The organism is Roseateles sp. GW821-FHT09G03 (assembly GCF_059416045.1).
This window is the reverse complement of sequence record NZ_JBWKOK010000004.1, coordinates 276,729-299,889: the sequence shown is the minus strand read 5'-3', so window position 1 is coordinate 299,889 and position 23,161 is coordinate 276,729. Positions and strand designations below refer to the sequence as shown.

The 23,161-nt window shown below is 69.3% G+C and carries 21 protein-coding genes; 9 read left to right on the top strand and 12 right to left on the bottom strand.

What is annotated here, in order from left to right; genetic code table 11:
- Positions 1 to 140: 140 nt before the first annotated feature.
- On the top strand, positions 141 to 1,061 hold the full coding sequence (locus AC07OZ_RS16800; protein ID WP_495468235.1) for an alpha/beta fold hydrolase: 921 nt from the start codon (positions 141 to 143) through the stop codon (positions 1,059 to 1,061).
- 61 nt (positions 1,062 to 1,122) lie between these two features.
- On the opposite strand, the gene AC07OZ_RS16795 is transcribed toward AC07OZ_RS16800, so the two are convergent.
- Entirely contained in the window at positions 1,123 to 1,749 is a 627-nt protein-coding gene (locus tag AC07OZ_RS16795) for a TetR/AcrR family transcriptional regulator (protein WP_495468234.1), read from the bottom strand.
- Positions 1,750 to 1,959: 210 nt separating this feature from the next.
- Here AC07OZ_RS16795 and AC07OZ_RS16790 point away from each other — a divergent pair, with 210 nt between their 5' ends.
- Complete coding sequence (locus tag AC07OZ_RS16790) at positions 1,960 to 2,685, top strand: SDR family oxidoreductase (RefSeq protein WP_495468233.1); 726 nt, start codon at positions 1,960 to 1,962, stop codon at positions 2,683 to 2,685.
- A gap of 73 nt (positions 2,686 to 2,758) precedes the next feature.
- On the opposite strand, the gene AC07OZ_RS16785 is transcribed toward AC07OZ_RS16790, so the two are convergent.
- The 4 genes from AC07OZ_RS16785 to AC07OZ_RS16770 all read right to left on the bottom strand — a co-directional run bounded on the left by AC07OZ_RS16785 (position 2,759) and on the right by AC07OZ_RS16770 (position 6,483).
- Positions 2,759 to 3,625 carry a hypothetical protein gene (locus tag AC07OZ_RS16785; protein ID WP_495468232.1) on the bottom strand — a complete coding sequence of 289 codons (867 nt, stop codon included), beginning with the start codon at positions 3,623 to 3,625 and terminating at the stop codon, positions 2,759 to 2,761.
- Positions 3,626 to 3,697: 72 nt separating this feature from the next.
- Positions 3,698 to 4,759 carry an acyltransferase family protein gene (locus tag AC07OZ_RS16780; protein ID WP_495468231.1) on the bottom strand — a complete coding sequence of 354 codons (1,062 nt, stop codon included), beginning with the start codon at positions 4,757 to 4,759 and terminating at the stop codon, positions 3,698 to 3,700.
- Positions 4,760 to 4,769: 10 nt separating this feature from the next.
- Complete coding sequence (locus tag AC07OZ_RS16775; protein ID WP_495468230.1) at positions 4,770 to 5,387, bottom strand: glutathione S-transferase family protein; 618 nt, start codon at positions 5,385 to 5,387, stop codon at positions 4,770 to 4,772.
- Between the two features lie 100 nt (positions 5,388 to 5,487).
- Complete coding sequence (locus AC07OZ_RS16770) at positions 5,488 to 6,483, bottom strand: LysR family transcriptional regulator (RefSeq protein WP_495468229.1); 996 nt, start codon at positions 6,481 to 6,483, stop codon at positions 5,488 to 5,490.
- 137 nt (positions 6,484 to 6,620) lie between these two features.
- Here AC07OZ_RS16770 and AC07OZ_RS16765 point away from each other — a divergent pair, with 137 nt between their 5' ends.
- Genes AC07OZ_RS16765 through AC07OZ_RS16755 form a run of 3 tightly spaced genes read left to right on the top strand, consistent with a single transcriptional unit; the run spans position 6,621 to position 13,680 of the window.
- Entirely contained in the window at positions 6,621 to 9,446 is a 2,826-nt protein-coding gene (locus AC07OZ_RS16765) for an ATP-binding protein (RefSeq protein WP_495468228.1), read from the top strand.
- Between the two features lie 29 nt (positions 9,447 to 9,475).
- Positions 9,476 to 11,425, top strand: coding sequence for a CocE/NonD family hydrolase (locus tag AC07OZ_RS16760; RefSeq protein WP_495468227.1), 1,950 nt, complete (start codon positions 9,476 to 9,478; stop codon positions 11,423 to 11,425).
- Between the two features lie 17 nt (positions 11,426 to 11,442).
- On the top strand, positions 11,443 to 13,680 hold the full coding sequence (locus AC07OZ_RS16755; RefSeq protein WP_495468226.1) for a TonB-dependent siderophore receptor: 2,238 nt from the start codon (positions 11,443 to 11,445) through the stop codon (positions 13,678 to 13,680).
- On the opposite strand, the gene AC07OZ_RS16750 is transcribed toward AC07OZ_RS16755, so the two are convergent.
- Positions 13,652 to 14,737 (bottom strand): acyltransferase family protein, encoded by a 1,086-nt coding sequence (locus AC07OZ_RS16750; RefSeq protein ID WP_495468225.1) that lies wholly within the window; start codon positions 14,735 to 14,737, stop codon positions 13,652 to 13,654. The genes AC07OZ_RS16755 and AC07OZ_RS16750 overlap by 29 nt on opposite strands.
- A gap of 152 nt (positions 14,738 to 14,889) precedes the next feature.
- On the opposite strand from AC07OZ_RS16750, the gene AC07OZ_RS16745 reads away from it, so the two are divergent.
- The 4 genes from AC07OZ_RS16745 (at position 14,890) to AC07OZ_RS16730 (ending at position 17,982) form a co-directional block, all read left to right on the top strand.
- Positions 14,890 to 15,339 (top strand): cupin domain-containing protein, encoded by a 450-nt coding sequence (locus tag AC07OZ_RS16745; RefSeq protein WP_495468224.1) that lies wholly within the window; start codon positions 14,890 to 14,892, stop codon positions 15,337 to 15,339.
- Between the two features lie 49 nt (positions 15,340 to 15,388).
- On the top strand, positions 15,389 to 16,258 hold the full coding sequence (locus AC07OZ_RS16740) for a glutathione S-transferase family protein (protein WP_495468223.1): 870 nt from the start codon (positions 15,389 to 15,391) through the stop codon (positions 16,256 to 16,258).
- Positions 16,259 to 16,398: 140 nt separating this feature from the next.
- On the top strand, positions 16,399 to 16,782 hold the full coding sequence (locus AC07OZ_RS16735; protein ID WP_377156366.1) for an OsmC family protein: 384 nt from the start codon (positions 16,399 to 16,401) through the stop codon (positions 16,780 to 16,782).
- Between the two features lie 12 nt (positions 16,783 to 16,794).
- Complete coding sequence (locus AC07OZ_RS16730; RefSeq protein ID WP_495468222.1) at positions 16,795 to 17,982, top strand: bifunctional alpha/beta hydrolase/OsmC family protein; 1,188 nt, start codon at positions 16,795 to 16,797, stop codon at positions 17,980 to 17,982.
- 134 nt (positions 17,983 to 18,116) lie between these two features.
- Here AC07OZ_RS16730 and AC07OZ_RS16725 read toward each other — a convergent pair whose 3' ends face one another.
- The 6 genes from AC07OZ_RS16725 to AC07OZ_RS16700 all read right to left on the bottom strand — a co-directional run bounded on the left by AC07OZ_RS16725 (position 18,117) and on the right by AC07OZ_RS16700 (position 22,911).
- The gene (locus AC07OZ_RS16725; protein ID WP_495468221.1) at positions 18,117 to 18,821 is read right to left on the bottom strand and encodes a peroxiredoxin-like family protein; all 705 of its coding nucleotides are present in this window, start codon (positions 18,819 to 18,821) and stop codon (positions 18,117 to 18,119) included.
- The gene (locus AC07OZ_RS16720) at positions 18,818 to 19,534 is read right to left on the bottom strand and encodes a CDGSH iron-sulfur domain-containing protein (RefSeq protein ID WP_495468220.1); all 717 of its coding nucleotides are present in this window, start codon (positions 19,532 to 19,534) and stop codon (positions 18,818 to 18,820) included. The genes AC07OZ_RS16725 and AC07OZ_RS16720 overlap by 4 nt, the downstream gene beginning before the upstream one ends.
- A 13-nt stretch (positions 19,535 to 19,547) precedes the next feature.
- Positions 19,548 to 20,180 carry a glutathione S-transferase family protein gene (locus AC07OZ_RS16715; RefSeq protein WP_495468219.1) on the bottom strand — a complete coding sequence of 211 codons (633 nt, stop codon included), beginning with the start codon at positions 20,178 to 20,180 and terminating at the stop codon, positions 19,548 to 19,550.
- Between the two features lie 191 nt (positions 20,181 to 20,371).
- The gene (locus AC07OZ_RS16710; RefSeq protein WP_495468218.1) at positions 20,372 to 21,127 is read right to left on the bottom strand and encodes an SDR family oxidoreductase; all 756 of its coding nucleotides are present in this window, start codon (positions 21,125 to 21,127) and stop codon (positions 20,372 to 20,374) included.
- A gap of 98 nt (positions 21,128 to 21,225) precedes the next feature.
- Positions 21,226 to 21,705, bottom strand: coding sequence for a carboxymuconolactone decarboxylase family protein (locus tag AC07OZ_RS16705; RefSeq protein ID WP_495468217.1), 480 nt, complete (start codon positions 21,703 to 21,705; stop codon positions 21,226 to 21,228).
- 198 nt (positions 21,706 to 21,903) lie between these two features.
- The gene (locus AC07OZ_RS16700; protein ID WP_495468216.1) at positions 21,904 to 22,911 is read right to left on the bottom strand and encodes a LysR family transcriptional regulator; all 1,008 of its coding nucleotides are present in this window, start codon (positions 22,909 to 22,911) and stop codon (positions 21,904 to 21,906) included.
- Between the last annotated feature and the right edge of the window lie 250 nt (positions 22,912 to 23,161).

The following is a 23,161-nucleotide window of genomic DNA, read 5'->3' as shown; positions in this document are numbered from 1 at the left end:
GAAGTAAACGAAATCGTTTACTGCATCGGCCAGCCTTTGACGGAAGGTCTACGGTGCCATCCCCGTTCAACTCCCAAAGGAAAGCATTCATGCCAACGCGTCGTTCCTTCACAGCGACCTTGCTCGCTGGTTCCGCGGCCATGGTCGTCGCCAACACAACGTCGGCCAAGGCCGGGGCCGCCACCGCGAACAAGACCACGGCATTCCCGACGCGCTATCGGACGGTGGATGTCGACGGCGTCTCGGTCTTCTATCGCGAAGCCGGCAGGCCGGGCGCCCCGGTGGTCCTCATGCTGCACGGCTGGCCGTCGTCATCGGCCATGTTCCGCGATCTCATCCAGGAGCTCTCCGCCGACTATCACGTCTTCGCGCCTGACTATCCCGGTTTCGGCAACAGCGCCATTCCCGACCGATCGAGCTTCAAGTACACGTTCGACAGCCTCGGCGATGTGATCAGCAAGTTCATCGACAAGGTCGGCATCAAGGCGTACGCCCTCTACGCGACCGACTTCGGCGGGCTCGTCGGTTATCGCGTGGCAATGAAGTCGCCAAACCGCATGAAGGCATTGATCGCCCAGAACAATCCGCTGTTCTTTGCCGAAAGTCCCTGGTTTGGACCCATCGTGCCGTACTGGCAGACCGGTTCGGCCGACAGCCGCCAGAAGGCGGCCGCGCACTATCACACCCTCGACGTGGTCCGCGGGCTCTATGTCGACGGCGTCAGCGATCCGTCCGCGATCGACCCCGAGCAGTACCAGTCGGAATACGCGATGCTGCTCCGCCCCGGCGCCGCCGACGCCTCGCTCGACCTGCTCTATGACATCCGCACGAACGGTCCCGTCCTCCAGAATGCGCAAGGCTATCTGAAGGCCCAGCAGCCGCCGACCCTCATCGTGACCGGGAAGAACGACATCCTGTTCAACGGCGACAACCAGCAGAAGTACCTCGGCGTGCTGCCCAAGGCCGAACTCCATCTGCTCGACAGCGGCCACTGTGCGTTGGCTGACAAGGGGGAAGAGATCGCCCGCCAGGTGCATACCTTCCTGGCACGCGTGCTCTGACGCCGGATGCGGTTGCTGCTGCCTCCTTGCCAGGGTGGAAGGGGGCAGTCCATCGCCTGTCCTAATGCTTGCCCTTGCTGTCCGTGCGCGGTGCGAGCGCGGCATTCTTGAGCACTGCGGCGGCGGTGTCTTTTGCCAGCATGAAAGGGGAGGGGTTGCCCGTGGCGTGTGAAAGCGCCAGTGCACCCTGGAGTATCAGGTTGAGCTGCTTCGCCAGGATCTGCGGCTTCGCGAAGCCCGCGCGCTTGCAGAGCTCCAGGAAGCGGGTCTCGCCAAGCGAATTGGCTTGTACGCCCAGCTTCACGATGTCGTCGTGCTTGCCGGCAAATTCCTGTGCCGCCTTCATCCCGAGGCAGCCGCGCGTGAGCATCCGGCCCGTGATCTTGCGCACGTCGAAGAATTCGACGATCTGCTCGCGCGGATCGCTGATGCCGGCGACAGGATCGAAAAGCTCCTGGATCACGGACTCACTGTAGAGGTGAAGCACGGCTTCGATCAGGACTTCCTTGGACGGAAAGTACTTGTAGAGCGTGCGCTTGGAGATTCCGCTCCCAGCCAGCGCCGCCTCCATGCTCGTCGCATGGAAGCCGTCTTCGTAGAAGCGCTGGAAAGCAAATCTCACGATCTCGAGCTTCTTGCCCGAGACCTCGATGTCCGCCGCCGCCGCACCGATCTCTGGATGGTTCATGCGATCCGTTATAGCAGATTTCATTCACAGAGTAAACGTATCCGTTTACAAGCCGCCACTCCCCGCCCGGTTGACGATGTAAACGTGTTCGTTTACTGTTCATGGGCAGTAAACGAATTCGTTTACGCTTTGGCGATGTGCCGCTGGCCATGGCCTCCCGGCCGTTCCCTGGCCGGCCACTGACGCGATCTGCTTATTCTGGAGAATTTGATGACTATCTCAAACAAGGTTGTCCTGGTGACGGGCGCCAACCGCGGCATCGGTGCGGCCATCGTGCGCGAGATGCTGACGTCGGGTGCAAGGAAGATCTATGCCGCCGCGCGTGACCCCAAGACCTTGCCGTCGTTCGCCGACGGGCGAGTGGTTCCTTTGCAGCTCGACATCCGCAGCGACGCCTCCGTGATCGCCGCGGCGACGGCAGCGACGGACGTGGATGTGCTTGTCAACAACGCAGGGTCGCTGGCATTCGGGAACCTGCTGGAGAGCGGTTGGACGACCTTCGACGACGACATGCAGACCAATTACTTCGGAACGCTGCGCGTGCTGCGTGCATTCGCTCCGCAGTTCATCGCCCGGCGATCCGGCACGATCGCGAACGTGGTCAGCGTGGTCGGTCTGTCTGCCATTCCTTTGATGGCGGGCTACTCCGCCTCCAAGGCGGCGCTGCACTCCCTCACCCAATCGCTTCGCGGGAGCATGGAGAAACACCAGGTCACAGTCCTCGGCATCTATCCGGGTCCGGTCGCCACCGAGCTTGCAAAGGTCGTGCCGTATCCGGACAAGGCGACACCGGAACATGCCGCAGCCAACATCGTGAAGGGCATTGCCGACGGGCAGGCGTACATCTTCCCGGACCCGATGGCACAACAGGCTGAGCAGCTGTGGTCGACGGACAACCGCAAGCTGGAGGACCGCTCGCTGCACCTCGGCGGCTGAGAGACCGACCCGGCTCCTCGACACCGGACCTTGGCGTTTCCGCCACGCGCCCCGGGGCGTCCAGCTCCCAGGGTCAGTCCTTGCCCCCAAGCCACCGCGCCACGTTCTGCACATACTGCTGCGTCGACCGCAGCGCCTCCGGATGGCGCTGCATCCCGTCGCCCGGTCGCTCGCTGACGAATGACGGCGAGCCACTGCGCGCATCCCAGTTGAAGTCGCAGAAGTGATGGAAGGTCGATTGCGCCAGCACCGGCCCGCCCGTGGCCGTGCGTTCACTCACCACCGCCAGCTTGAATCGCTTCCCGGACACCTGACTGGTTCCCTCCAGGATGGCCCGGGTGCCCGGTTCGTCCCCGGCGCACACCGCCCCCTCGTGCGGATGTGCAGGCAGATAACGCAGCAGCCCGGTCTCGGACTGCGGGTCGCGCAGCACCGGATGCGCGGGCTCGACCACCCGCACTTCCTGGAAATCGCCATTGGCGCCGGAGTGGTAGTTGGGCCAGAGGATCGAGGACGTGAAGGTGTCGTCGATGCAGCGCCGCGCCTGGTCCGGCTCCTCGTTGCGCGAGTGGAAGTGGTGAGCCCGTCCCAGCCAGCCCTCGAGCCCGCACAGCGACGAGCCCAGGTCCATGTGGTCGCGCGTCAGCATCAGGCCGCCGCCGCGTTCGTGGAAGCGCCGGATGCCGTCGCAGTCCTCGGGCGTGAGGCCGTTGCCGACGTCCACCGCGAACAGCCACACCTGATCGAAGGACGAGGTGTCCAGGCTGCGCAGCACAGGGTCGGGCTCGGGGCCAGGATCGCGGTCCCGCGCGGTGACGTCGAACAGCGCGCGACCATCGTCATCACGACGCGACGACAGGAATTCCTTGAGCAGACTGAACCGCGCGATGGACCAGTCGTCCGGATCCGCGGCGATCGTGGTTTGAAGAAGGACTCGCATGAAAGCTCCAGGACTTGGGGGGTGTCCTCGGATGCTAGTCGCGCGGCACGCGCCCCAGTAGACGCGTCCCGATCACCGGCCTGTTGAATGACGGACACGAATGTCCGTCGCCGTCGCCGTCGCTGCCGTCGATGCGCTGCCCGGATGGAAACGGCGGCGAGTCCATCGACCCACCGGCCGCTCGATCAGGTAGTGGCCCAGGATCGCCATGACCAGGGCGAAGGGCAGGGTGACGGCCAGCAGCACCCACGGCCCGTGGCCGCGACCGAACGCGCTGATCGCCGCGAAGTGCCACAGGAACAGGCCGTAAGACAGGCGACCCAGCCACGCCAGCCATGGCTGTGCGAGCCACGATGCGGTCGGATGCGTGGCAGCGTGGCTGACGAGCACGAAGGCGGCGATCTCGGCCACGGTGACGCGCACCGTCGCGCCGGCGGTGAGCCACTGGAACGGCAGCGAGGGCAGCGCGAGGTTGACGACCATCGCCGCCCAGGCCACGAGGACCGCCCAGCGCGGCATCGTGGTCGGTCGCAGCGCGGCGATCGCGCCCAGCACGATGCCCGTGACACGCGTGTCGAAGCGGAAGTAGGCCTGTCCCCATCCCCATTGCACCGCCACCGCAAAGCGCCACGCCGTCACCACGAGGAAGGCGCCGAGCAGCCAGTGCATCGGCCGCCGCGCGCGCAGCAGCATCGGCAGCAGCAGGGGCCACAGCAGGTAGAACTTCTCCTCGATGCCCAGCGACCAGGTCACGCCCAGCGTCGGCGGCAGGACGTTGAAGGCGATGGCGTAGTCCATCACGTAGGTCAGCGCCAGGATCGCCATCGTCCAGCGCGGCTCCTTCGGGAACAGCAGGGGCGCGAACACGAGGTAGGCCGCCACCAGCGCCAGCAGCGACGGATACAGGCGCATCAGCCGGCGCGCGTAGAAGCGGCCGACCGCGATGCCGCCGTGGCGGACCTCGGCCGCGAGCAGCGCGGTGATCAGGTACCCCGACAGGACGAAGAACAGGTCGACGCCGATGTGTCCGCCGCCGAAGCCCGGCACCAGGCAGTGGAAGGCGATGACGACGAGGATGGACAGGGCCCGCAGACCGTCGAGCGCGGGGTTGTAAGGCAGGCTGGGCGAACTCATGGCCGGAAAATCATAGGGCGAGGCCCTCCTCCGTGAACAGCGCGGCGCGCACGCCGCGATCCAGGTACATGCGCCGGGCGAAGGCGGTCAGGTTGCGCAGGCCGTCCAGGCCGACGTCGGTCCCCACCGCCCAGCGGAACATCACGAACAGGTAGGGGTCGGCGATCGAGCGCATCCCGGTCAGCCAGTCGCGGCCGGCCAATTGCCGGTCCAGCCGCTCCAGGTAGCCGCGCACCCGGCGCCGTGCCGGGCTGAGGCGCAGCGCGCCGTGCGGGTCGCCGTCGTCGACCGACTTGAGCGCGAACACCGCCTTGAATGCCGTGTGGACGTCCGAGTTCATGAAGGCCAGCCAGCGCATCGTCTCCGCGCGCGCGCGGGGCGTGGCGCCCAGCAGGCCGACCTCGGGAAAACACTCGGCCAGGTAGTGCAACACCGCAACGTTCTCGGTCAGCAGCAGGTCGCCGTCGCGCAGCAGCGGCACGGTGGCGCCCGGGTTCAGCGCCACGAACTCCGGCGTGCGCAGCGTCTGCGGCGTCATGGCCACGGCCTCGTAGGGCGCCTCCGTCCACTCGAGCACGATGTGATCTGCCAGCGAGCATGCGCCGGGCAGGTAATAGAGCTGCATCATCGATCGGTCCTCTCCCTCGACCCGGGAACGGGGGCGAATGCTAGAAGCCACGCTCCTCCCCGGCTAGGCGACATCCGGTCAACACTTTGTTGTCCAGACGTCACGAATGCACGGCCAGGATCGTGTCCGGGCAGCGCAGGTCCCGCTCGCGGATGCGGGCGGTCATGAAGTCGATGAAGGCGCGCATTCGGGAGGGCAGGTGCTGCCGGCTCAGGAAGCAGATGTAATGGCCCTGGTCCGCCGGCGCATGCTGCGGCAGGCAGGCCACCAGCGAGCCGTCGCGCAGCGCCTCGCAGGCCATGAAGTCCGGCATCTGCGCCAGGCCCTGGCCGTCGAGCACGGCTTGCCGGACCAGGTCCGCGTCGTTGTAGGTCAGCCGCGCCTTGGGGCACACGCGCCGGGTCTGGCCGTCCACCTGGAACTCCCAATCGACGATGCGCCCTGACGGCACCCGCACGTTGATGCAGGGATGGCGGTCCAGCTCGTCGACGGTCGCCGGCAAGCCGTGCAGGTCGGCATACGCGCGCGACGCGCACACCAGCATCTGCATCGGGACGATCTGCTTGGCGATGATCTGCGCGTCTTCCATGCGGCCGTGGCGGAAGGCCACGTCCACGCCGTCGGCGATGAAGTCCGTCGGCCGCTCGCTGAGCAGTAGCTCGATGGCGACGTCCGGATAGGTGTCCTGGAAGGCGTTCAGCAGCGGCGCCACCACACGGCGGCCGAAGCCCACCGAGGCGCCGATCCGCAGGTGCCCGCGCGGGGGGCCTTCGCGCAGGTCGCGCATCTCCTCGACCGCCTGCATGATCCGGTCCACGCCGGCATGGCAGTTGGCGTAGAAGAGATCGCCCTCGCGCGTCAGCGCGGTGCTGCGCGTGGTGCGGGTGAACAGCCGGACGTCGAGCTGGTCTTCCAGCCGCTGCACGCTGCGGCTGACCGCGGAGCGGCCGATGCCGAGCCGCTCCGCCGCCCGGGCGAAACTGCCTTCGGCGACGACGGCGATGAATGCCATCACGCCGGCGTAGGTCGTGGCGAAGCTCGACGCAAGGGGATCGGGGTGGACGGATGGGATCATGGCGGGGACCGGTGAAGTCATGGACGAACTCTGGTCGAAGGGGGGCGGGAGGGCGAGTTAAAGCGCGTTAAAGCTGTCGCCGGATTCCGGCCGGTGCCTTTACCGGCGTGCGCGGTTCCGCACATACTCGGCCGCCCAACAACAAGGCCCCGTCCGCCATGCAAGCACCGCCCGCGGCGCCGATCGATGCGCCGGCCACCGACTACCGCTGGTTCTTCGGCGCCTTCGTGCTGTGGGAGATGCAACGCCGTCTCGAGCGCTCGGACCCCGCGGGCGCCGGGGCGGATGGCGCACAGGCCGTGCGCATCGGTCCCCGGTCCTTCGAACTGCTGCTGCACCTGATGCGCCGCGCCGGCGAGTACATCGGCAAGGAGGAACTGCTGGCCACCGTCTGGTCCGGCGTGGTGGTGGAGGAGGCCAGCGTCCGCGTGCACATGTCGATGCTGCGCAAGGCGCTGGGCGAGCCGGGCGAGCTCGACGGTTGCCATGAATGGATCTCCACGGTGCCGCAGCGCGGCTACCGCTTCAACGGGCGGGTCCGGCGCGAGGTGGTCGAAGCTGATGCCGCCCCGACCCCCGTCCGCTTGCGTGCCGCGTCGCGCGCCTTCGCCGCGCCGCCGACGCTGCTGACCGAGCTGATCGGGCGCGACGCCGACGTGGACCTGGTGCTGAGCTCGCTCGACGGCCACCGGCTCGTGACGCTGGTCGGGGCCGGCGGCATCGGCAAGACCAGCGTCGCGACCCGCGCCTCGGAATGCTTGCAGCAGCGCCAGGGCGCGCCGGTGGCCTTCGTCGACCTGGCGCCGCTGATCTCGCAGGACCACGTGCTCAGCACGATGGCGCGGGCGCTGGGCGCGGCGCCGGACATGCCCGACACCCTGCAGGCGATCACGCAGACCATCGCCGGCCGCGACGTGCTGCTGGTCATCGACAACTGCGAGCACGTGATCGAGACGCTGGCCGCGCCGGTCCTGCGGCTGCTGGGCGCGTTGCCCGGCTTGCGCATCCTCGCGACCAGCCGCGAGGCGCTGCGCGTGTCCGGGGAACTGGTGCTGCGGCTGGCGCCGCTGGCGGTGCCGGCGGAAGACGCGCCGTCGCTCGCCGAAGCCTTGCGGGCGCCCGCGGTGCAGCTGCTGGTGGGCCGGGCGCGCGCGGCCGGCGCGGGGCCGTTCCAGGACGCGCAAGGTCCGCTGCTGGCGCGGGTCGCGCGGCAGCTGGACGGCATCCCGCTGGCGATCGAGCTCGTGGCCGCGCGCCTGGCCGTGCAGTCGGTGAGCGAGCTCGCGCTGCGGCTGGACGACCACATCCGGCTCTTTTCCATCGGCAACCGCAGCGCGCTGCCGCGCCATCGCACGCTGGCGGCGGCGCTGGACTGGAGCATCGCGCTGCTCAGCGAGCCCGAGCTGACGATGTTCCGGCGGCTGTCGGTGTTCCGCGGCCGCTTCGATGTCGACTCGGCGCTGGGGGTCGCGCTGGATGCCGATCCGGAAGAGGCCTTCGAGACCCTGATCGCACTGGCGGCCAAGTCGCTGGTGTTCTTCGACAGCCAGGATGCCTTCGCGCCGTACCGGCTGCTGGACACCACGCGCAGCTACGCCTCGGCGCTGCTGGCGCAGAGCGACGAGCGGGCGGCGCTGCTGCACCGCCACGCGACGGTGATGGTGGAAGTCATGAAGACGGCGACCGCGGACCTGCAGACACTCAGCGAGCAGGCCTGGGACGACCGCCACGCCTGGCGGCTCAACGACGTGCGCTCGGCGCTGGAGCATTGCCTGGTGCAGGAGACCGATGCGAAGTCCGCCAACGCGCTGGTCATCGCGTCCGCGCCGCTGTGGTTCCACCTGTCGCTGGTGGCCGAGTACCAGCACTGGGTGCAGGCCGCGCTGCGGCTGGTCGACGAGCAGGCCGAACCCGACGTCGAGACGGCGACCTCGCTCTACACGGTGCTGATCACCGCGCTGCTGCACACCGGCGGCAGCGTCGAGGAATTGAACGACGCCTGCGACCGCGCGCTCGCGGGCGCGCTGGCGATCGGCTCGTCGGCGCTGGAACTGCGGGTGCGGTGGGGACGCTGCACGCACGACATGTTCCGCGGCGAGTACGCGGCGGCCTCGCGTCATGCCAAGACGCTGGCCTCGATGGCGACGGCCTGGGCCGACCCCGCAGCGCTGATCCTGTCGCACCGGGTCTGCGCGATGGCCAATCACTTCTGCGGCCGCTTCGGCGAGTCGCGCCGCCACAGCGAAGCCGCGCTGGCGGCGGCGACGCCGCGACGCACCAGCGCCAACCTCGTCGGGCCGGACTCGGTCGTCGCCACCAAGGCGCTGTTCTGCCGCACCACCTGGATCCAGGGCGACACCGCCGGCGCGCTGACCCTGGCCACCGAGGCGGTTGACCGGGCGCAGGCGATCGGGCATTCGGTGTCGATCTGCTCGGCGCTCTACGGCGCCTGCGCGGTCGCGCTGTGGGCCGGCGAGCATGAGCTGGCCGCGCGCTGGATCCGCCTGATGACCGACGAGGCCCGCCGCCGCGGACTCACCGGCTGGCTGCGCTACGCGGACTGGTTCTGCCAGGGCCTGCGGCTGGCCGAGGATCCGGACCGCGCCGCCTACATCGAAACAGTCCGCGCCGAGCTGCCGGGTTACGACGCGCCGCGACGCGAGATGCTGGTGACCTTCTGCGCGGAGTGGTTCGACGATGCGCTGGTCGAGCGGCTGGCCATCGGCGAGGGCCTGTGGTGCGCGCCGGAGATCTGGCGCGCCGCCGGCTGGCGCGACGAGCGCGCAGGCCGGCTCGAGGACGCCGAACGCCACTACCGCCGCGCCGTCGACGTGGCGCGGGAGCAGGGCACGCGGGGATGGGAACGCCGAGCGGCGGGGAGCCTCGCGGCGCTGTGGGCGTCGCAGGGCCAGGCCGCGCGGGCGCAAGACCTGCTCGACGCCGCAAGCCGTGGCCCGTCCTGCGATTCACCCCCATCACCATGACGACGATCAACCGAGGGAGGACGATCCTGATGACGAACTGCACGACGAAGCCCACGACGGGCTGCATGATGGCCCGCCTGACGACGAGGATGGCGAACGCCGTCGTGATGGCAGCGGGACTGCTCGCGGCACCGGCGCTGTGGGCACAGGCACCCGCATCTGCGCCGGCGCTCGATCCCGACACCGGCCTGCCCGCCGCGCCGGCCTTCGAGTTCCCTCCCGCGCCCGCGGTCGATCCCTTCTGGGCCGAGCGCCGCACCGGTTACCTCAGCACCGTCGACGGCGAGCGCCTGCGCTACAGCGTGCTGCTGCCCAGGCGCGCCAGTTCCGAACGCGTGCCGGTGATCCTCTTCATCAACGGCTACGACGCCGGCTCTATTGGCGGCCTGACCTACCGGCAGGGCCAGACGGCCCAGCGGCTGGCACTGGACCGCAAGCTGGTCGAGGCCGGCTACGCCGTGATGGGCGTGAATCCCGCCGGCACCGGCTGCTCCACCGGCACGCTCGAATACATCCGTCCGCAACTGGGCCGGCACGGCGCGGAGGCGGTCGAGTTCGCGGCGGCGCAGGACTGGTCGAACGGCCGCGTGGGGATGATGGGCTTCTCGTACAGCGGCTCCTCCCAACTGGCCGCTGCGCAGTTCCAGCCGCCGCACCTGCGCGCGATCGTGCCCGGGGCGCCGCTGGTCGACTACCGCGAGGCGCTCAACCCCGGCGGCGTGCCGCAGCCCGGCTTCATCACCGGCTTCCGCGTCGTGTTCCGCGCGTGGTGGCAGGCCGTGGTGCTGCGCACCGCGCAGGAAGAGGGCGATGCCGCCTGCATCCGGCAGGTGGCCCGCAACCTCGAGAACGAGGAGCCGCATTCGATCATGCAGTTCTTCACCGCGCACCCGCTGCGCGACGAATACATGAACGGCTTCGACCTGTCGCGCGGCATGGGCTGGATTCGTGTGCCAGTGCTGTCGACGGAGGCCTTCCAGGACCAGGCGCTCACGCCGCGCGGCAGCCATTACCAGTCGCGGCTGGACCCGAAACTGCTGTGGCATGTGCAGTCCAACGGCGCGCATGATTTCTACGATGCGCCGGCATTTCAGGCGACGGCGCTGCGCTTCGTCGACCGCTTCGTGAAGGGCGTCGACAACGGCTTCGAGCGCGAGACGCCGCGGCTGTCCCTGTGGATGGAGACGACCGGGGGCGAGGGCAAGGGTCAGCAGAGCGGCGCGTGGGCGCGGGCGGGCTGGCGGATCAACCGCGATGCCATCCGCGAGTCCGATCTGCGGGTGCGCGACTTCCACCTCGCCGAGGGCGGCATGCTGGCGGACAAGACCGGCGGCGGCGCGGCCGACGGCTTCGACGCGCCGGGGACCGGCGTCGCGGTGAACGACATCGGCGGCAACGCCTTCTGGGGCCCGCTGCCGGCCGACTGGTCGTCCACCAGCCTGGCCTACACCTCCGCGCCGCTGGGCGAGGACCTGCTGGTCTACGGCCCCGGCAGCGCGGACCTCTGGGTCGCGGCCACCGGCGGCGACGCGGACCTGCAGGTCACCGTCACCGAACTGCGGCCCGACGGCCAGGAGACCTATGTGCAGCGCGGGTGGCTGCGGCTGTCCAACCGGACGCTGGATCCGGCGCGATCGACACGGCTGCTGCCGTGGCACGGCGAGCGGCCCGACGACGTCGCGCCGCTGCTGCCCAACCGGCCGGTGCTGGCGCGCATCGAGGTGCAGAAGATGGGCCACTACTTCCGCAAGGGCTCGCGCCTGCGGCTGTGGATCGACACGCCGGCGCAGTCCGGCGGCATGGTCTTCGATCCGTTCTCGCTGCGCCAGCGCATCCACGTGCTGCACAACGCGCGCTACGACTCGGTGCTGCGGCTGGGCGTGCTCGAGGGCGCGCAGGGTCCCGCGGAACGTCCGGCCTGCGGCACGCTGCTGATGCAACCGTGCCGGCCGGATCCGCTGGCGGGCGCCTCGCGCTGACGATCAAGGGGACCTGCATGCTGAAAACCTTGCAAGCTTCCGCCCGCAACCGGGGCGTGGTCATGGTGGATCGGCGCGCCGCGGCGTCGACCGTCACAGCACCGACGGTCACCGCGCTGACGGTCACCGCGCTGTCGCTCTGCGGCATCGCCCGGGCGCAATCCGCGCCCGAGGCGCCGGCGCAGCCCGCGTCTTCCGCGAAACGCACCGCCGACGCCCGGCTGCCCGACGTCGACGTGCGCGGCATCGGTCCGCGCGAGACCGCCACCAGCGCCGTCCTCGGCATGGTCGCGCGCCGCAGCGCCACCGGCAGCAAGACCGACACGCCGATCCTGGAGATGCCGCAGTCCTTGTCGGTCATCTCCCGCGAACAGTTCGAGCTGCAGGGCGCGTCCAACATCGACGAGGCCGTGCGCTACACCTCCGGCGTCCTGGGCGGCGCCTTCGGCGCGGAGCCGCGCAGCGACTGGGTGCTCGTGCGCGGATTCAGGCCGTTCCTGTTCCTCGACGGACTGGCCCTGCCGGAACCCACCTGGGGCGGGCAGATCCGTCCGGAGCCCTACCTGCTCGAGCGCGTCGAGATCCTCAAGGGACCCGGGTCCGTCCTGTACGGCGCCTTGCCGCCCAGCGGCTTCATCAACAGCGTGAGCAAGCGCCCCTCGGCCATCCCCGCCAATGAGATCGGCCTGGAGCTGGGCAGCTTCAACAAGCGTCAGTTGATGGCGGACGTGGGCGGCAAGCTCGACGCCGACGGCTCGATGCTGTTCCGCGTCGCGGCCCTGGCCCGCAACAGCGACGCCTACGTCGACTTCGACAAGGACGATCGTTATGCCATCGCGCCCTCGCTGCTGATCCAGTTCAGCCCGTCCACCTCCCTGCTGCTGCTGGGCCTGTATCAACGCGCCGCCAGCGGCGCCGGGGGCGGCTACCTGCCGGCCGACGGCACGCTGTTCAAGAATCCCGCCGGCACCATCCCCGCCACGCGCTACTACGGCGAGCCCGGCTTCGAGCGCTACCGCAAGGAAGGGGCCTCGATCGGCTATGAGCTGTCGCACCGCTTCAACGACGCCGTCGCCGTGCGGCAGCACTTGCGCTGGATGGACTTCAGCATCGACAACCGCACCGTGTTCCCGTTCGGGCTCCAGGCCGATCGGCGCACGCTGTCGCGCTACGTCTGGACGCCGCGGGACGACCTCACCACGATCGCCGTCGACAACCAGGCCGAGTTCGCCTTCGCCACCGGGGCCGTGCGGCACACGCTGCTCGCCGGGGTGGATTTCCGCAGCGCGCGCCTGAGGTCACGGGCCGCCTTCAATTTCGACACCGCACCGTCGCTCGACATCCTGGACCCGGTCTACGGCAGTCCGGTCACCATGCCGGTGGACAGCTCCGACTACGTGCAGACCCAGCCCAACCTCGGCGCGTACCTGCAGGACCAGGTCCGGTGGGGAAAGTGGGTCGCGACGATGTCCGTGCGCCACGACCGGGTGAAGACCAAGACGGTCGACCGGGTCGCGCAGACGGTGAGCGAGCATCAAGACCGGAAGAGCTCCTCGCGCATCGGCCTCAACCACGTGTCTGACAACGGACTGGCGCCGTACGTGGCGTATTCGACCTCCTTCCAGCCCATCGTCGGCTCGGACTACTTCAAGCAGCCGTTCGTGCCCACGACGGCGCGCCAGGTCGAGGTCGGCGTGAAGTACCAGCCGCCCGACAGCCGCACGCTGTGGACCGCCGCGCTCTTCGACCTGCGGCAGAAGGACGTGCCATCGCTGGACCCGGATCCGTCCCACGGTCTCGCGCAGGTGCAGCAGGGACGGATACGGTCCCGCGGGCTGGAGCTCGAGGCGCGGATGCGCCTGATCGGCACGCTCGACGTGATCGGCACCTACACCTACATCGACGCCAAGGTGCTCGAGACCCAGCGGCCGGTGTTCCACCAGCCCCGGCATCAGGCGCAGGCCTGGATCGACTACCGCTTTCCCGAGGACCGCCTCCCGGGCCTGGGCTTCGGCGGCGGCGTGCGCTACGTGGGGGGCTCCTATGCCTACGCGGCCGACGACGGCGGGCGCGTGGACACGCCGGGCTACACCGTGCTCGATCTGCAGGCGCATTACGACGTGGACCAGTGGCGTTTCCTGGCGACGGTGAGCAACGCCACGGACCGCACCTACATCGCGGGCTGTCACGCCGCCGCGTGGTGCTTCTACGGCTACCCGCGGACCGTCAGCCTGTCGGCGCGCTACCGCTGGTGATCGGGGCGGTCCCGGCGGAGACCGCGGCCGCAGGGAGGGGGATCGGCGACGCCGCGCTGGCCCGCGGAGCGAAACGGCGCCGGCCCCAGCGCATCAGCGGCCGTTCCACGAGGTAATGGCTCAGCGTGGCGGCGGCCAGGGCGAACGAGAAGGTCACGGCGAACACCTGCCAGACGGGATGGTCGCGGCCGAAGGCGTCGAGCGCGCCGAAGTGCCACAGGAAGAGGCCGTAGGACAGGCGGCCCAGCCAGGCCAGCATCGGTTGCGCCAGCCAGTGGCCGAGTGGATTCGCCGCAGCGTGGCTGACCAGGACGAAGGCGCAGAGTTCCGCCGCCGTCACCCGCACGGTGGCGCCCGCGGTCAGCCATTGGAAGGGCAGGGAAGGCAGCACGAGATTGAGGGCCATCGCGGCCCACGCGGCGAGGACCAGCAGGCGGGGCATCCGGATCGGCCGCAGCGCCGCGACGGCGCCCAGCAGGATGCCGGTCACGCGGGTGTCGAAACGGAAGTAGGCCTGCGGCCATCCCCACTGGATCGCCACGGTGTAGCGCCAGGCCGTCACCACGACGAAGGCGCCGAGCAGCCAGCGCACCGGATGTCGAGAACGCAGCAGCAGCGGCAGCAGCAGCGGCCACGTCAGATAGAACTTCTCCTCGATGCCCAGGGACCAGGTGACCCCCAGCGTCCCCGGCAGATTGGCGAAGGCCAGCGCGTAGTCCATCAGGTAGGTGAGAGCCAGGCCGGCCATCGTCCATCGAGGCTCCTTGGGATACAGCAGCGGCGCGAGCAGGAGGTAGGTCAGCACGAGCAGCAGCAGGGCCGGATACAGCCGCAGCAGGCGGCGGGCGTAGAAGCGGCCGACGGCGATGCCCCCGGCCGCGTGCTCCGCCGCGAGCATCGCGGTGATCAGGTAACCCGACAGGAGGAAGAACAGGTCCACGCCGATGTGCCCGCCGCCGAAGCCCGGGACGATGCAGTGGAACGCGATCACGACGACGATCGAGATCGCACGCAGGCCGTCGAGCGCGGGGTTGTAGGCGAGGGTGGATGAGCTCATGAGCGCCGGATGATAGGCCCCGGCGATCCCCGATGAGAAGGGATCTGTCGTGACATTGGTGCCGCGCCTGCAACACGGTGAGAACCGCCGCATGGCTTCCGCCGTGGCGGGGCGATTCCTAGCATGGAGACATCCATTCCAAGGAGAAGCCCATGTTCCGATTCCGCTCCCTTCGCGGCGCGCTGCCGCGCTCGCTGCTGTCCGTCGTCGCCGTCGCGTTCTGCGCGGCGCTGTCCACCGGACTGATCGTCAACGATGCCCATGCCGCTCCGCCCGAGCCCAAGGTCTCGGCGTTGATGAACAAGCCGCTCGGCAACCTGCCGGGCCAGGAAGGACTGATGCTGGTGGTCGAGTACCCGCCCGGCGGCGCCGACCCGGTCCATCGCCATGATGCGCACGGCTTCATCTACGTGCTCGAAGGCTCGATCGTGATGGGCGTGAAGGGCGGCAAGGAAGTGACGCTGCGCCCCGGCGAGACCTTTTACGAAGGCCCCGCCGACATCCACACCGTGGGTCGCAACGCCAGCACGACCAAGCCCGCCAAGTTCGCCGTCTTCCTGGTCAAGAAGCAGGGCGTCGACGCCGTGCTGCCAGCGCATTGATGCCGCACCCGGCACGCCATGACCGGCCCCGGCCGGGCAGGAGACTGTGATGAAGCTGTACTACATGACCGGCGCCGGCTCGCTGGCGAGCCACATCGCGCTCGAATGGGCGGGCGGCGGCTACGAGACGGTGCGCATGACGCGCTCGCGGCTGCGCTCGCCGGAGTTCCTGGTGCTGAACCCGATGGGCACGGTGCCCGTGCTGCTGGACGAGGACCTGTGCCTGACCGAGAGCGTGGCGATCCTGGGGCACATCGCCGATGTCTACCCGGCCGCCGGCCTGTGGGGCGGCACGGGCTCGAACGCCCGCGCGAGGACGCTGCAGTGGCTGGCCTTCCTCAACTCGGAAGTGCACAAGTCCTTCTCGCCGATCTTCTATCCGGAGCGCTTTCGCTTCGGCGACGCGAACGTCGACGAGATCGCCGCCGCCGCGCGTGCTCGCGTGCGCTTGCTGCTCGGGCGCATCGAGTCGCAACTGGCGGGCCTGTCCTGGCTGACCGGCGAGCGCTCCATCGCCGACGCCTATTTGTTCGTGATGCTGCGCTGGGCGCTGACGACCAAGCTCGGGCTGGCGGAGTTCCCCGACCTGGCCGCCTTCCTGCGCCGGCTGCATGACGACCGCGGCGTGCGCGCCGCGCTGGCGGTCGAGGAACGACTGGCCGGCGCGCCCGCGCCGTCGCGGGCGGACGTCACCCTGCCTGTGCCGGGCATGGGCTCGCTGCTGGCCGAGATCGTCGGCGTCGTCCAGTACCGCGAAGGCGAGGGCATGCCGCAGGAGGTCCGCCGCGGCGCGGTCGAGGTTGCCGTCGGCGAGACCGACGTCGTGATCTCCTGGAGCGACGAGCAGTACCGCGGTCAGGCGGCGATGCCGATCGCGCTCTTCACCCGCTACCTCGGCGAAGGCGCGATCCGCGTCTGATCGTCCGCGGACCCGGGCGGACCTGCCGTGCGGGTCCGCTCCGCCCATTCCTGGTCCCTTCCTTGTCCTCCCTCGCCCCTTCCTTGTCTCTTTCCCGTTCCTTCCTCCTTCTTTCCCTTCCACTCTTTCGGAGCACGGCCATGGCCCACGGAATCGCCCGCATCGGGCAGGATCGCTATCGCACCCACATCGAGCTCGGCGCGCACACGCTCGTCGCGGACGAGCCCGAAGTGCTCGGCGGCGCGTACGCCGGTCCCGCACCCTACGACCTGCTGCTGGCCAGCCTGGGCGCCTGCACGGCGATCACGCTGCGCATGTACGCCGACCGCAAGACCTGGCCCCTGGAGTCGCTCGAGGTCGATCTGCAATGGCGGCAGGAGGAGGACGGCCCCCGCGTCGTGCGCACGCTGCGCATCGCGGGCCTGGACGAGGCGCAGCGCGAGCGCCTTGCCGAGATCGCCGAACGCACGCCGGTCACGCTGACGCTGCTGGGCGGTGTCTCGATCGATACCTACCTCGGCTGAGGCGCGCGCGACATGCCGACCCGCGGCTTCAGTTTCGTGAACGCGCACGGCCAGCGCCTGGCCGGCAAGGTGGAGATGCCGGAGCGCGTGGTGCGCGGCTGGGCGCTGCTGGCGCATTGCTTCAGTTGCGGCAAGGACAGCCGCACGGCGGTCGCGCTGGCGCGCGGCCTGGCCGCGCAGGGCATTGGCGTGCTGCGCTTCGATTTCTCGGGCGTCGGCGGCAGCGACGGTCGCTTCGACGACACCAGCTTCACGCTCAACGTCGAGGACTTGGTCGCCGCCGGCGAGGCGATGGCCGGAGCGGGCATGCCCGCGGCGCTGCTGATCGGCCACAGCCTGGGCGGCACCGCGGTGCTGACGGCCGCGACACGGATGCCGCCCGTGCGCGCGGTGGCGACGATAGGCGCGCCGTTCGACGCCTCACACCTGCTGGGTCATGCCACCGCGCGGGACTTACAGGCGATCGATGAACACGGCGCGGTCGAGGTGTTGCTCGGCGGCTTCCCGGTACGCATCGGCAGGGCTTTCGTCGATGACCTTCGCCGGCACGATGCCGGGCGGCGTCTGGCCGAGCTGAAGGTGCCGCTGATGATCCTGCACAGTCCGATGGACCAGGTTGTCGACATCGAGAACGCCAGCCGCATCTTCCTGGCGGCGCACCATTCGAAGAGTTTCGTTTCGCTGGACAAGGCGGACCACCTGATGCGCGACCACGCCGACGCGGTGCACGCGAGCGCCTGCGTCGCCGCGTGGGCGATCCGCTATCTGCCGGATCCGCAGCCGATGACGGCGCCGTCGCCCGATGCGGAGGCGGAAGAGACCGGACTCGGCAAGTTCCAGCTGGCACTGCAATCGGGCGGGTCGCGGTGGCTGGCGGATGAGCCGGAGTCGGTCGGTGGATTGGGATCGGGGCCGTCGCCGTACAACTTGCTGTCGTCGGCGCTGGCGGCCTGCACGACGATGACCATCCGCCATTTCGCCGAGCTCAAAGGCTGGCAGATCGGACGCATCCGCACCGGGGTGAGCCATCGCAAGCGCAAGGACGCCGTGCCGACGGACGAGTTTTCGCGGCGCATCACGATCGAAGGCGAGCTCGATGACGAACAGCGCGCGCGATTGCTCGAAGTCGCGCAGCGGTGCCCGGTGCATCGCACGCTGGAGGCGGGGGCGGTCTTCAGTGAGCCGACGATCGACAGCTGAGAAATACCCGACTGCGAAGTCTTGGGCGTAGGCCGCAGAGGCATGGGGCCTTGGCCGCAAGGGCCAAAACCCCAAGCCTCCCCGTCCCCAACCAGTGGCTCACTACCTCCAGGCGGTCGCTGACTGCTACGAAATCACTGCCAGCCGAAGCGCTCTTCCACCTCGAAGAGCACATCCTCCGGCTTCGGCGCCGGCGTGGGATCGCCTTCGATGTGGGCATAACGGATCATGCCGTCCGGGCCGATCACATAGGTCGCCGGCACAGGCAGCACCCACAGGCCATTGCCGTTGAGCACCGGGACATCGATGCCACTGGCCGCGTACAGGTCCACGGCATCGGGCGACAACGTGAACGAGATGCCGAAACCATTCGCGGCGCTCAGCTCAGGATCGCTCAGCAGGGCGAAGTCCAGGCCGTTGTCGCCGATGGTGCGGTCCGTCAGCTCCGGCGACTGGGGCGAGACCGCGATCAGCGTCGTGTTCAGTGCGCGCAGTTCGTCGCCGTGCTCGCGCCAGTGGCGCAGCAGCAGGCTGCAGGCGCGGCACCAGCCACCCCGGATGAAGAGCACGATCGCCGGGCCGTTGCGCCAGGCCTCCGTCAGCGAGACCGTCCCGCCGTGGGCGTCGAGTAGCGCGCCGTACGGCGCCGTGTCGCCGGCACGCAGCGCGCGCACGCCGATGCCGGTCGAGCGCAGCAGCTCGGCGGCCGCATCGGGCGCCGCGTACGGACTGCCGAAGGTGGCTTGCGGTACCGCGGCAGCGGACGTCGAGGAGGCGGACGACAGGGACGACGGTGACGACGGGGATGAAGGAGCGGAAGAGGGGAGTGGGGAGTTCATGGCGATGCCTCGTTGGTGCTGCGGAAGCCGATGCGCAGGTGGCTGTCGTCGCAGAAGGGTTTGTTGCGGCTGCCGCCGCAGCGGCAGAGGGTGGCCGAGGTGCAGCGTTCGACGGTGCGGCCGGTGCCGCTGAGGATCTCGAGCGCGCCTCGGATCTCCAGCGGTCCGTCGGTCTGCGGAGAGATCTCCAGCGGACTGTCCCGCACCGCCAGTGCGGCCGTGTTGCCGCTGGCCGGCTCACCGGTGGCCTCGAAACCGATGCGCCGGTGCGAGTTGTCGCAGAAGGGCTTGCGCCGGGAATGGCCGCAGCGGCACAGCGTGGCGCGGTAGCCCACCGCCGTGGCGATCGGGGCGATGGGCGAGGTCTCGTCCCGGTCGAGGACGATGCGCGCGCGCACGGCATAGGGCCCGTTCTCGCGTACCGACAGCAGGTTGATCGGCGGTGCCTGCTCGGGCGTGCCGCCGTCCAGGCGTCTATAGCTCAAGGCGCCGGACGGGCAGTTGCGGATGACGGCGATCAGGTCGTGCAGCGGCGTCATTGCCGGCCGGATCCACGGCCCGTCGACGTCGGCGAGGAAGGTCGCCGGCGCGCCGGTGACGCACTGCCGCGCATGGATGCAGCGGTTGCCGTCGAAGCGCACTTCCAGCCAGGCGCTGCAGGCACGTTCGACCGGATGCAGCGCGGCGGGCGGGGCAGGCAGAGGCGTGTCCATGGCGGCGTTCCCGTCAGAGGACCGACTTCAGAGACTGCTCGCCTTCCTCGGCCGCCAGGGCGCGCTGCACCGCCGGGTCCTCGTGCATGCGGGCGCGGAAAGCGCGCAGGTTGCCGAGGTCGGAGATGTCGACGCCCTTGGACAGGGCCCAGCGGATCAGCACGAAGAGGTAGGAATCGGCGACCGAGCGCTCGCCCGTGAGCCAGTCGCGGTCGTCGAGCTGCGCGTCCAGGCGCTCCAGGTAGTGCCGTATGTGGCCACGCGCCTTTTCCGCGAGCGGCCCGGCGGCGTCGGGGTCGTCCAGGAAGCGCCCGGGCTGGAAGATGGGTTTGAAGGCCTTGTGCACGTCGGAGTTCAGGAAGGCCAGCCAGCGCATCACCTCGGCGCGGCCGCGCGCGCTGCCGTCGCCCAGCAGGCCGGACTCGGGATGCAGGTCGCCGAGGTAACCGAGGATGGCGACGTTCTCGGTCAGCGAGAAGTCGTCGTGCGTCAGCAGCGGCACGGTGCCGCCGGGGTTGATGGCGAGGTAGTCCGGCGTCTTGATGCTGGCCAGGCTCATGCGCACGGTCTCGTACGGGCGCGCGATCCACTCGAGCACGATGTGGCCGGCGAGCGAGCACGCGCCAGGAAAGTAGTACAGCTTCATGGGGCACTCCGTGAGGGTGCCTCCCGCCCGCGCATTCGTCGTGTGGCTGACCGGCATTTGCGGGGACGCCGCGCCAGCGTGGGTTGGTCCCGTGCACGAACGGATGGAAAGTGCACGCCCGTTACAGCCGCCTCGACGAACTGACACCCGTCATCTTCGTCGCGACGGGCAGGAGGCATTGATGGGTGGGCTCAGGCCGACTGTGTCGCGAGCCAGTCGCGGAACGTCACCTTGCCCAGGCGCGGCGTCTTGCCGGCGGTGGGCACTAGCGTCGTGTCGTCGAGTGCGGCGCCGAAGTACAGCGCGGCGGAGTCGCCCTTGACGTGGCGCGGATCCTTCTTCGTGTCGAGGTACAGCGCGATGAGCTCGTGCAGGCGGAAGGCCTCGGGGCCGGCGATCTCCTGCGTGCCGTTGAGCGGCTGGCCGACGGCGGCGTCGAACATCGCGTCGGCGACGTCGTCCGAGGAGATCGGCTGGATCTTCGCGGTGGGCAGCGTGACCTCGTCGCCGACGGTCGACGACTGGGCGATGCCGCCGGCGAATTCGAAGAACTGCGTCGAGTGCACGATCGTGTAGGGGATCTTCGCGGCCTTGATCAGGTCCTCCTGGACCTGCTTGCCGCGGAAGTAGCCGCTGGCCTGCAGGCGCTCGGTGCCGACGACCGACAGCGCGATGTGGTGCTTGACGCCGGCCTTGGCTTCGGCGGCCAGCAGGTTGCGGCCCGAGGTGGTGAAGAAGGTCATCACGGCGTCGTCCGCGAACGACGGCGAGTTGGCGACGTCGACCACGACGCTCGCCCCGGCCAGCGCGGCATCGAGGCCCTCGCCGGTGATCGTGTTGACGCCGGTGTTGGGCGAGCCGACGACGACCTCATGGCCCGCGGCCTTCAGACGCGTGACGAGCTTCGAACCGATCAGGCCGGTTCCGCCGATGACGACAACTTTCATTTGAGACTCCTGCTGGTGGGGAAAAGGGCGGGGCTGGCGGCGGCTTCCGCGACGGCGCCCGCGTGAAAAGGGGTGGGAACCCCTTTGTTTCAACGTAGTCAGTTCAGACCGGCCTTGTCCAGTCCGAGCGCGGCGTCGGACGCGCCGGGCACCGCCTTGAAGGCGATGTTCAGGCGGCTCCAGGCGTTGCTGGACATGATCAGGAAGGTGAGGTCGACGATCTCCTGTTCGTTGAGCTGCGTGCGCACGCGTTCGTAGATCTCGTCGGAGACGCCTTGCTCCGGAATGCGGGTGAGCACTTCGGCCCAGGCCAGCGAGGCGCGCTCGCGCGGCACGAACAGCGTGGATTCGCGCCACGAGGCCAGGTGGTGCAGGCGCAGTTCGCGCTCGCCGGCGATGCGGGCCTGCTTGACGTGCATGTCCAGGCAGAAGGCGCAGCCGTTGAGCTGGGAGATGCGCACGGTGACCAGGTTGCGGATCGTCTCGTCGATCGCGCCGGCCTTCACGGCGTTGTTGAACTCGATGTACTTCTTGAAGAGCTCGGGCGACTGCTGCATGAAGTTGATGCGCTGGGTCATGATGGGTCCTGGTGACGGCCGGGCGACCGGGGGTCGATGGGGCCGATGGAATCGTGGATCCGGACGATTGCTGGCAAACGCTGGCGAACGCTGGCGAGGCTGGCGATTGCTGGCAATCGGTCCGGTGGACGGCGCGGTTCGGTGACCGACGGGACGGATGCTAGGGAGACCCTCCCCGCGCCGGTAGCCGGCCAGGCATCAACGCACTGTTGCCTGCGATTCACGAATGAGGGGGAAGCCGCCGCTGCGCGCCGCTTGTGTCGCTTGTGCCGCTTGTGTCGACATAGCCGCAGTGATGTGGTCGATGAACACGCGCACCCGCGCCGGCATGTGCGTGCGGCGCGGATAGCAGAGCTCGTAGCCGGCGTCCTCGGCGGCGTGGTCCTCCAGGCAGCGGATCAGGGAGCCGTCGTTCAGCCGGTCGCGCACCAGATGGCCGGGCAGCTGCCCGATGCCCAGGCCCTCGCCGACGGCGCGCGCCAGCAGTTCGTCGTCGTTGACGACATGGCGGGGCGTCACGCGCTGGCGCAGCACGCGGCCCTGGACGCGGAACTCCCATTCCTGCAGGCGGCCGTTGGGAAGACGGCGCCCGACGCAGCGGTGGCGCCGCAGGTCCTCGGGCGTCGACGGCACGCCGTGCCAGTGGAAGTAGGCCGGCGTGGCGCAGACGGTGAGGTCCAGCGGCATCAGGCGGCGCGCCACCACGTGGCCGTCGGCCAAGGCGCCGCGCTGGAAGCGCACGTCGATCCGGTCGTCGATGAAGTTGGCGGGCGTGTCGTCGAGGACCACGTCCAGTCCGATGTCCGGGTAGGCTGCCTGGAAGGCCGGCAGCAGCGGGGCGATCACGCGGCGACCGAAGTCGACCTCCGCGCCGATGCGCAAGGTGCCCTGCGGCGGTCCGTTGCGCAGCTCGCGCAGCAGCTCGAAGGCCTGGCCGATCTGCTCGATCCCGGGCCGGCACTGGTCGTGGAGCAGCTCGCCCTCCGAGGTCAAGGACACGCTGCGCGTCGTGCGCCGCAACAGTCGCACGCCGAGCTGCTCCTCCAGCCGCTTCACGCTGCGGCTGACCGCGGAACGGTCGACGCCGAGGCGGGTCGCCGCTTTCGCGAAGCTGCCCTCGATCACGACGGCCATGAAGGCGACGAGGTTCGCGTAGCTGGTCGAGAAGGAGGCAGGCAGCGGATCGGGGGCGGATGTGTCATCCATGGCGGTGGGGCGGCGCAGGGTTGGAGATCGCCGCTACAGACAAGACGACGTGGCCCATCTGGTTGTGACATCCGCGCGGGACGGGTGCAGGAAGGCTTCGGTACTTCCGCGGCCGCTGGCCCTCACCCCCCGCCCTCTCCCGCAAGCGGGAGAGGGAGCAAGGTGGCATTGGTTCCGGTGGAGCAACGCTGTGGGGACGCGTGGCGGGCTACCGCGCAGGGAGGGTGATTCCTAGCATCCGTCTGCGTCT

What these genes read in the sequence shown, in the direction of transcription:
- AC07OZ_RS16770 (WP_495468229.1), bottom strand. Translation starts at nt 6,483, where the DNA reads ATGACTTCACCGGTCCCCGCCATGATCCCATCCGTCCACCCCGATCCC.
- AC07OZ_RS16740 (WP_495468223.1), top strand. Translation starts at nt 15,389, where the DNA reads ATGAAGCTGTACTACATGACCGGCGCCGGCTCGCTGGCGAGCCACATC.
- AC07OZ_RS16715 (WP_495468219.1), bottom strand. Translation starts at nt 20,180, where the DNA reads ATGAAGCTGTACTACTTTCCTGGCGCGTGCTCGCTCGCCGGCCACATC.
- AC07OZ_RS16720 (WP_495468220.1), bottom strand. Translation starts at nt 19,534, where the DNA reads ATGGACACGCCTCTGCCTGCCCCGCCCGCCGCGCTGCATCCGGTCGAA.
- AC07OZ_RS16755 (WP_495468226.1), top strand. Translation starts at nt 11,443, where the DNA reads ATGCTGAAAACCTTGCAAGCTTCCGCCCGCAACCGGGGCGTGGTCATG.
- AC07OZ_RS16710 (WP_495468218.1), bottom strand. Translation starts at nt 21,127, where the DNA reads ATGAAAGTTGTCGTCATCGGCGGAACCGGCCTGATCGGTTCGAAGCTC.
- AC07OZ_RS16730 (WP_495468222.1), top strand. Translation starts at nt 16,795, where the DNA reads ATGCCGACCCGCGGCTTCAGTTTCGTGAACGCGCACGGCCAGCGCCTG.
- AC07OZ_RS16700 (WP_495468216.1), bottom strand. Translation starts at nt 22,911, where the DNA reads ATGGATGACACATCCGCCCCCGATCCGCTGCCTGCCTCCTTCTCGACC.
- AC07OZ_RS16765 (WP_495468228.1), top strand. Translation starts at nt 6,621, where the DNA reads ATGCAAGCACCGCCCGCGGCGCCGATCGATGCGCCGGCCACCGACTAC.
- AC07OZ_RS16780 (WP_495468231.1), bottom strand. Translation starts at nt 4,759, where the DNA reads ATGAGTTCGCCCAGCCTGCCTTACAACCCCGCGCTCGACGGTCTGCGG.
- AC07OZ_RS16775 (WP_495468230.1), bottom strand. Translation starts at nt 5,387, where the DNA reads ATGATGCAGCTCTATTACCTGCCCGGCGCATGCTCGCTGGCAGATCAC.
- AC07OZ_RS16750 (WP_495468225.1), bottom strand. Translation starts at nt 14,737, where the DNA reads ATGAGCTCATCCACCCTCGCCTACAACCCCGCGCTCGACGGCCTGCGT.
- AC07OZ_RS16800 (WP_495468235.1), top strand. Translation starts at nt 141, where the DNA reads ATGGTCGTCGCCAACACAACGTCGGCCAAGGCCGGGGCCGCCACCGCG.
- AC07OZ_RS16785 (WP_495468232.1), bottom strand. Translation starts at nt 3,625, where the DNA reads ATGCGAGTCCTTCTTCAAACCACGATCGCCGCGGATCCGGACGACTGG.
- AC07OZ_RS16735 (WP_377156366.1), top strand. Translation starts at nt 16,399, where the DNA reads ATGGCCCACGGAATCGCCCGCATCGGGCAGGATCGCTATCGCACCCAC.
- AC07OZ_RS16745 (WP_495468224.1), top strand. Translation starts at nt 14,890, where the DNA reads ATGTTCCGATTCCGCTCCCTTCGCGGCGCGCTGCCGCGCTCGCTGCTG.
- AC07OZ_RS16790 (WP_495468233.1), top strand. Translation starts at nt 1,960, where the DNA reads ATGACTATCTCAAACAAGGTTGTCCTGGTGACGGGCGCCAACCGCGGC.
- AC07OZ_RS16725 (WP_495468221.1), bottom strand. Translation starts at nt 18,821, where the DNA reads ATGAACTCCCCACTCCCCTCTTCCGCTCCTTCATCCCCGTCGTCACCG.
- AC07OZ_RS16760 (WP_495468227.1), top strand. Translation starts at nt 9,476, where the DNA reads ATGACGAACTGCACGACGAAGCCCACGACGGGCTGCATGATGGCCCGC.
- AC07OZ_RS16795 (WP_495468234.1), bottom strand. Translation starts at nt 1,749, where the DNA reads ATGAACCATCCAGAGATCGGTGCGGCGGCGGCGGACATCGAGGTCTCG.
- AC07OZ_RS16705 (WP_495468217.1), bottom strand. Translation starts at nt 21,705, where the DNA reads ATGACCCAGCGCATCAACTTCATGCAGCAGTCGCCCGAGCTCTTCAAG.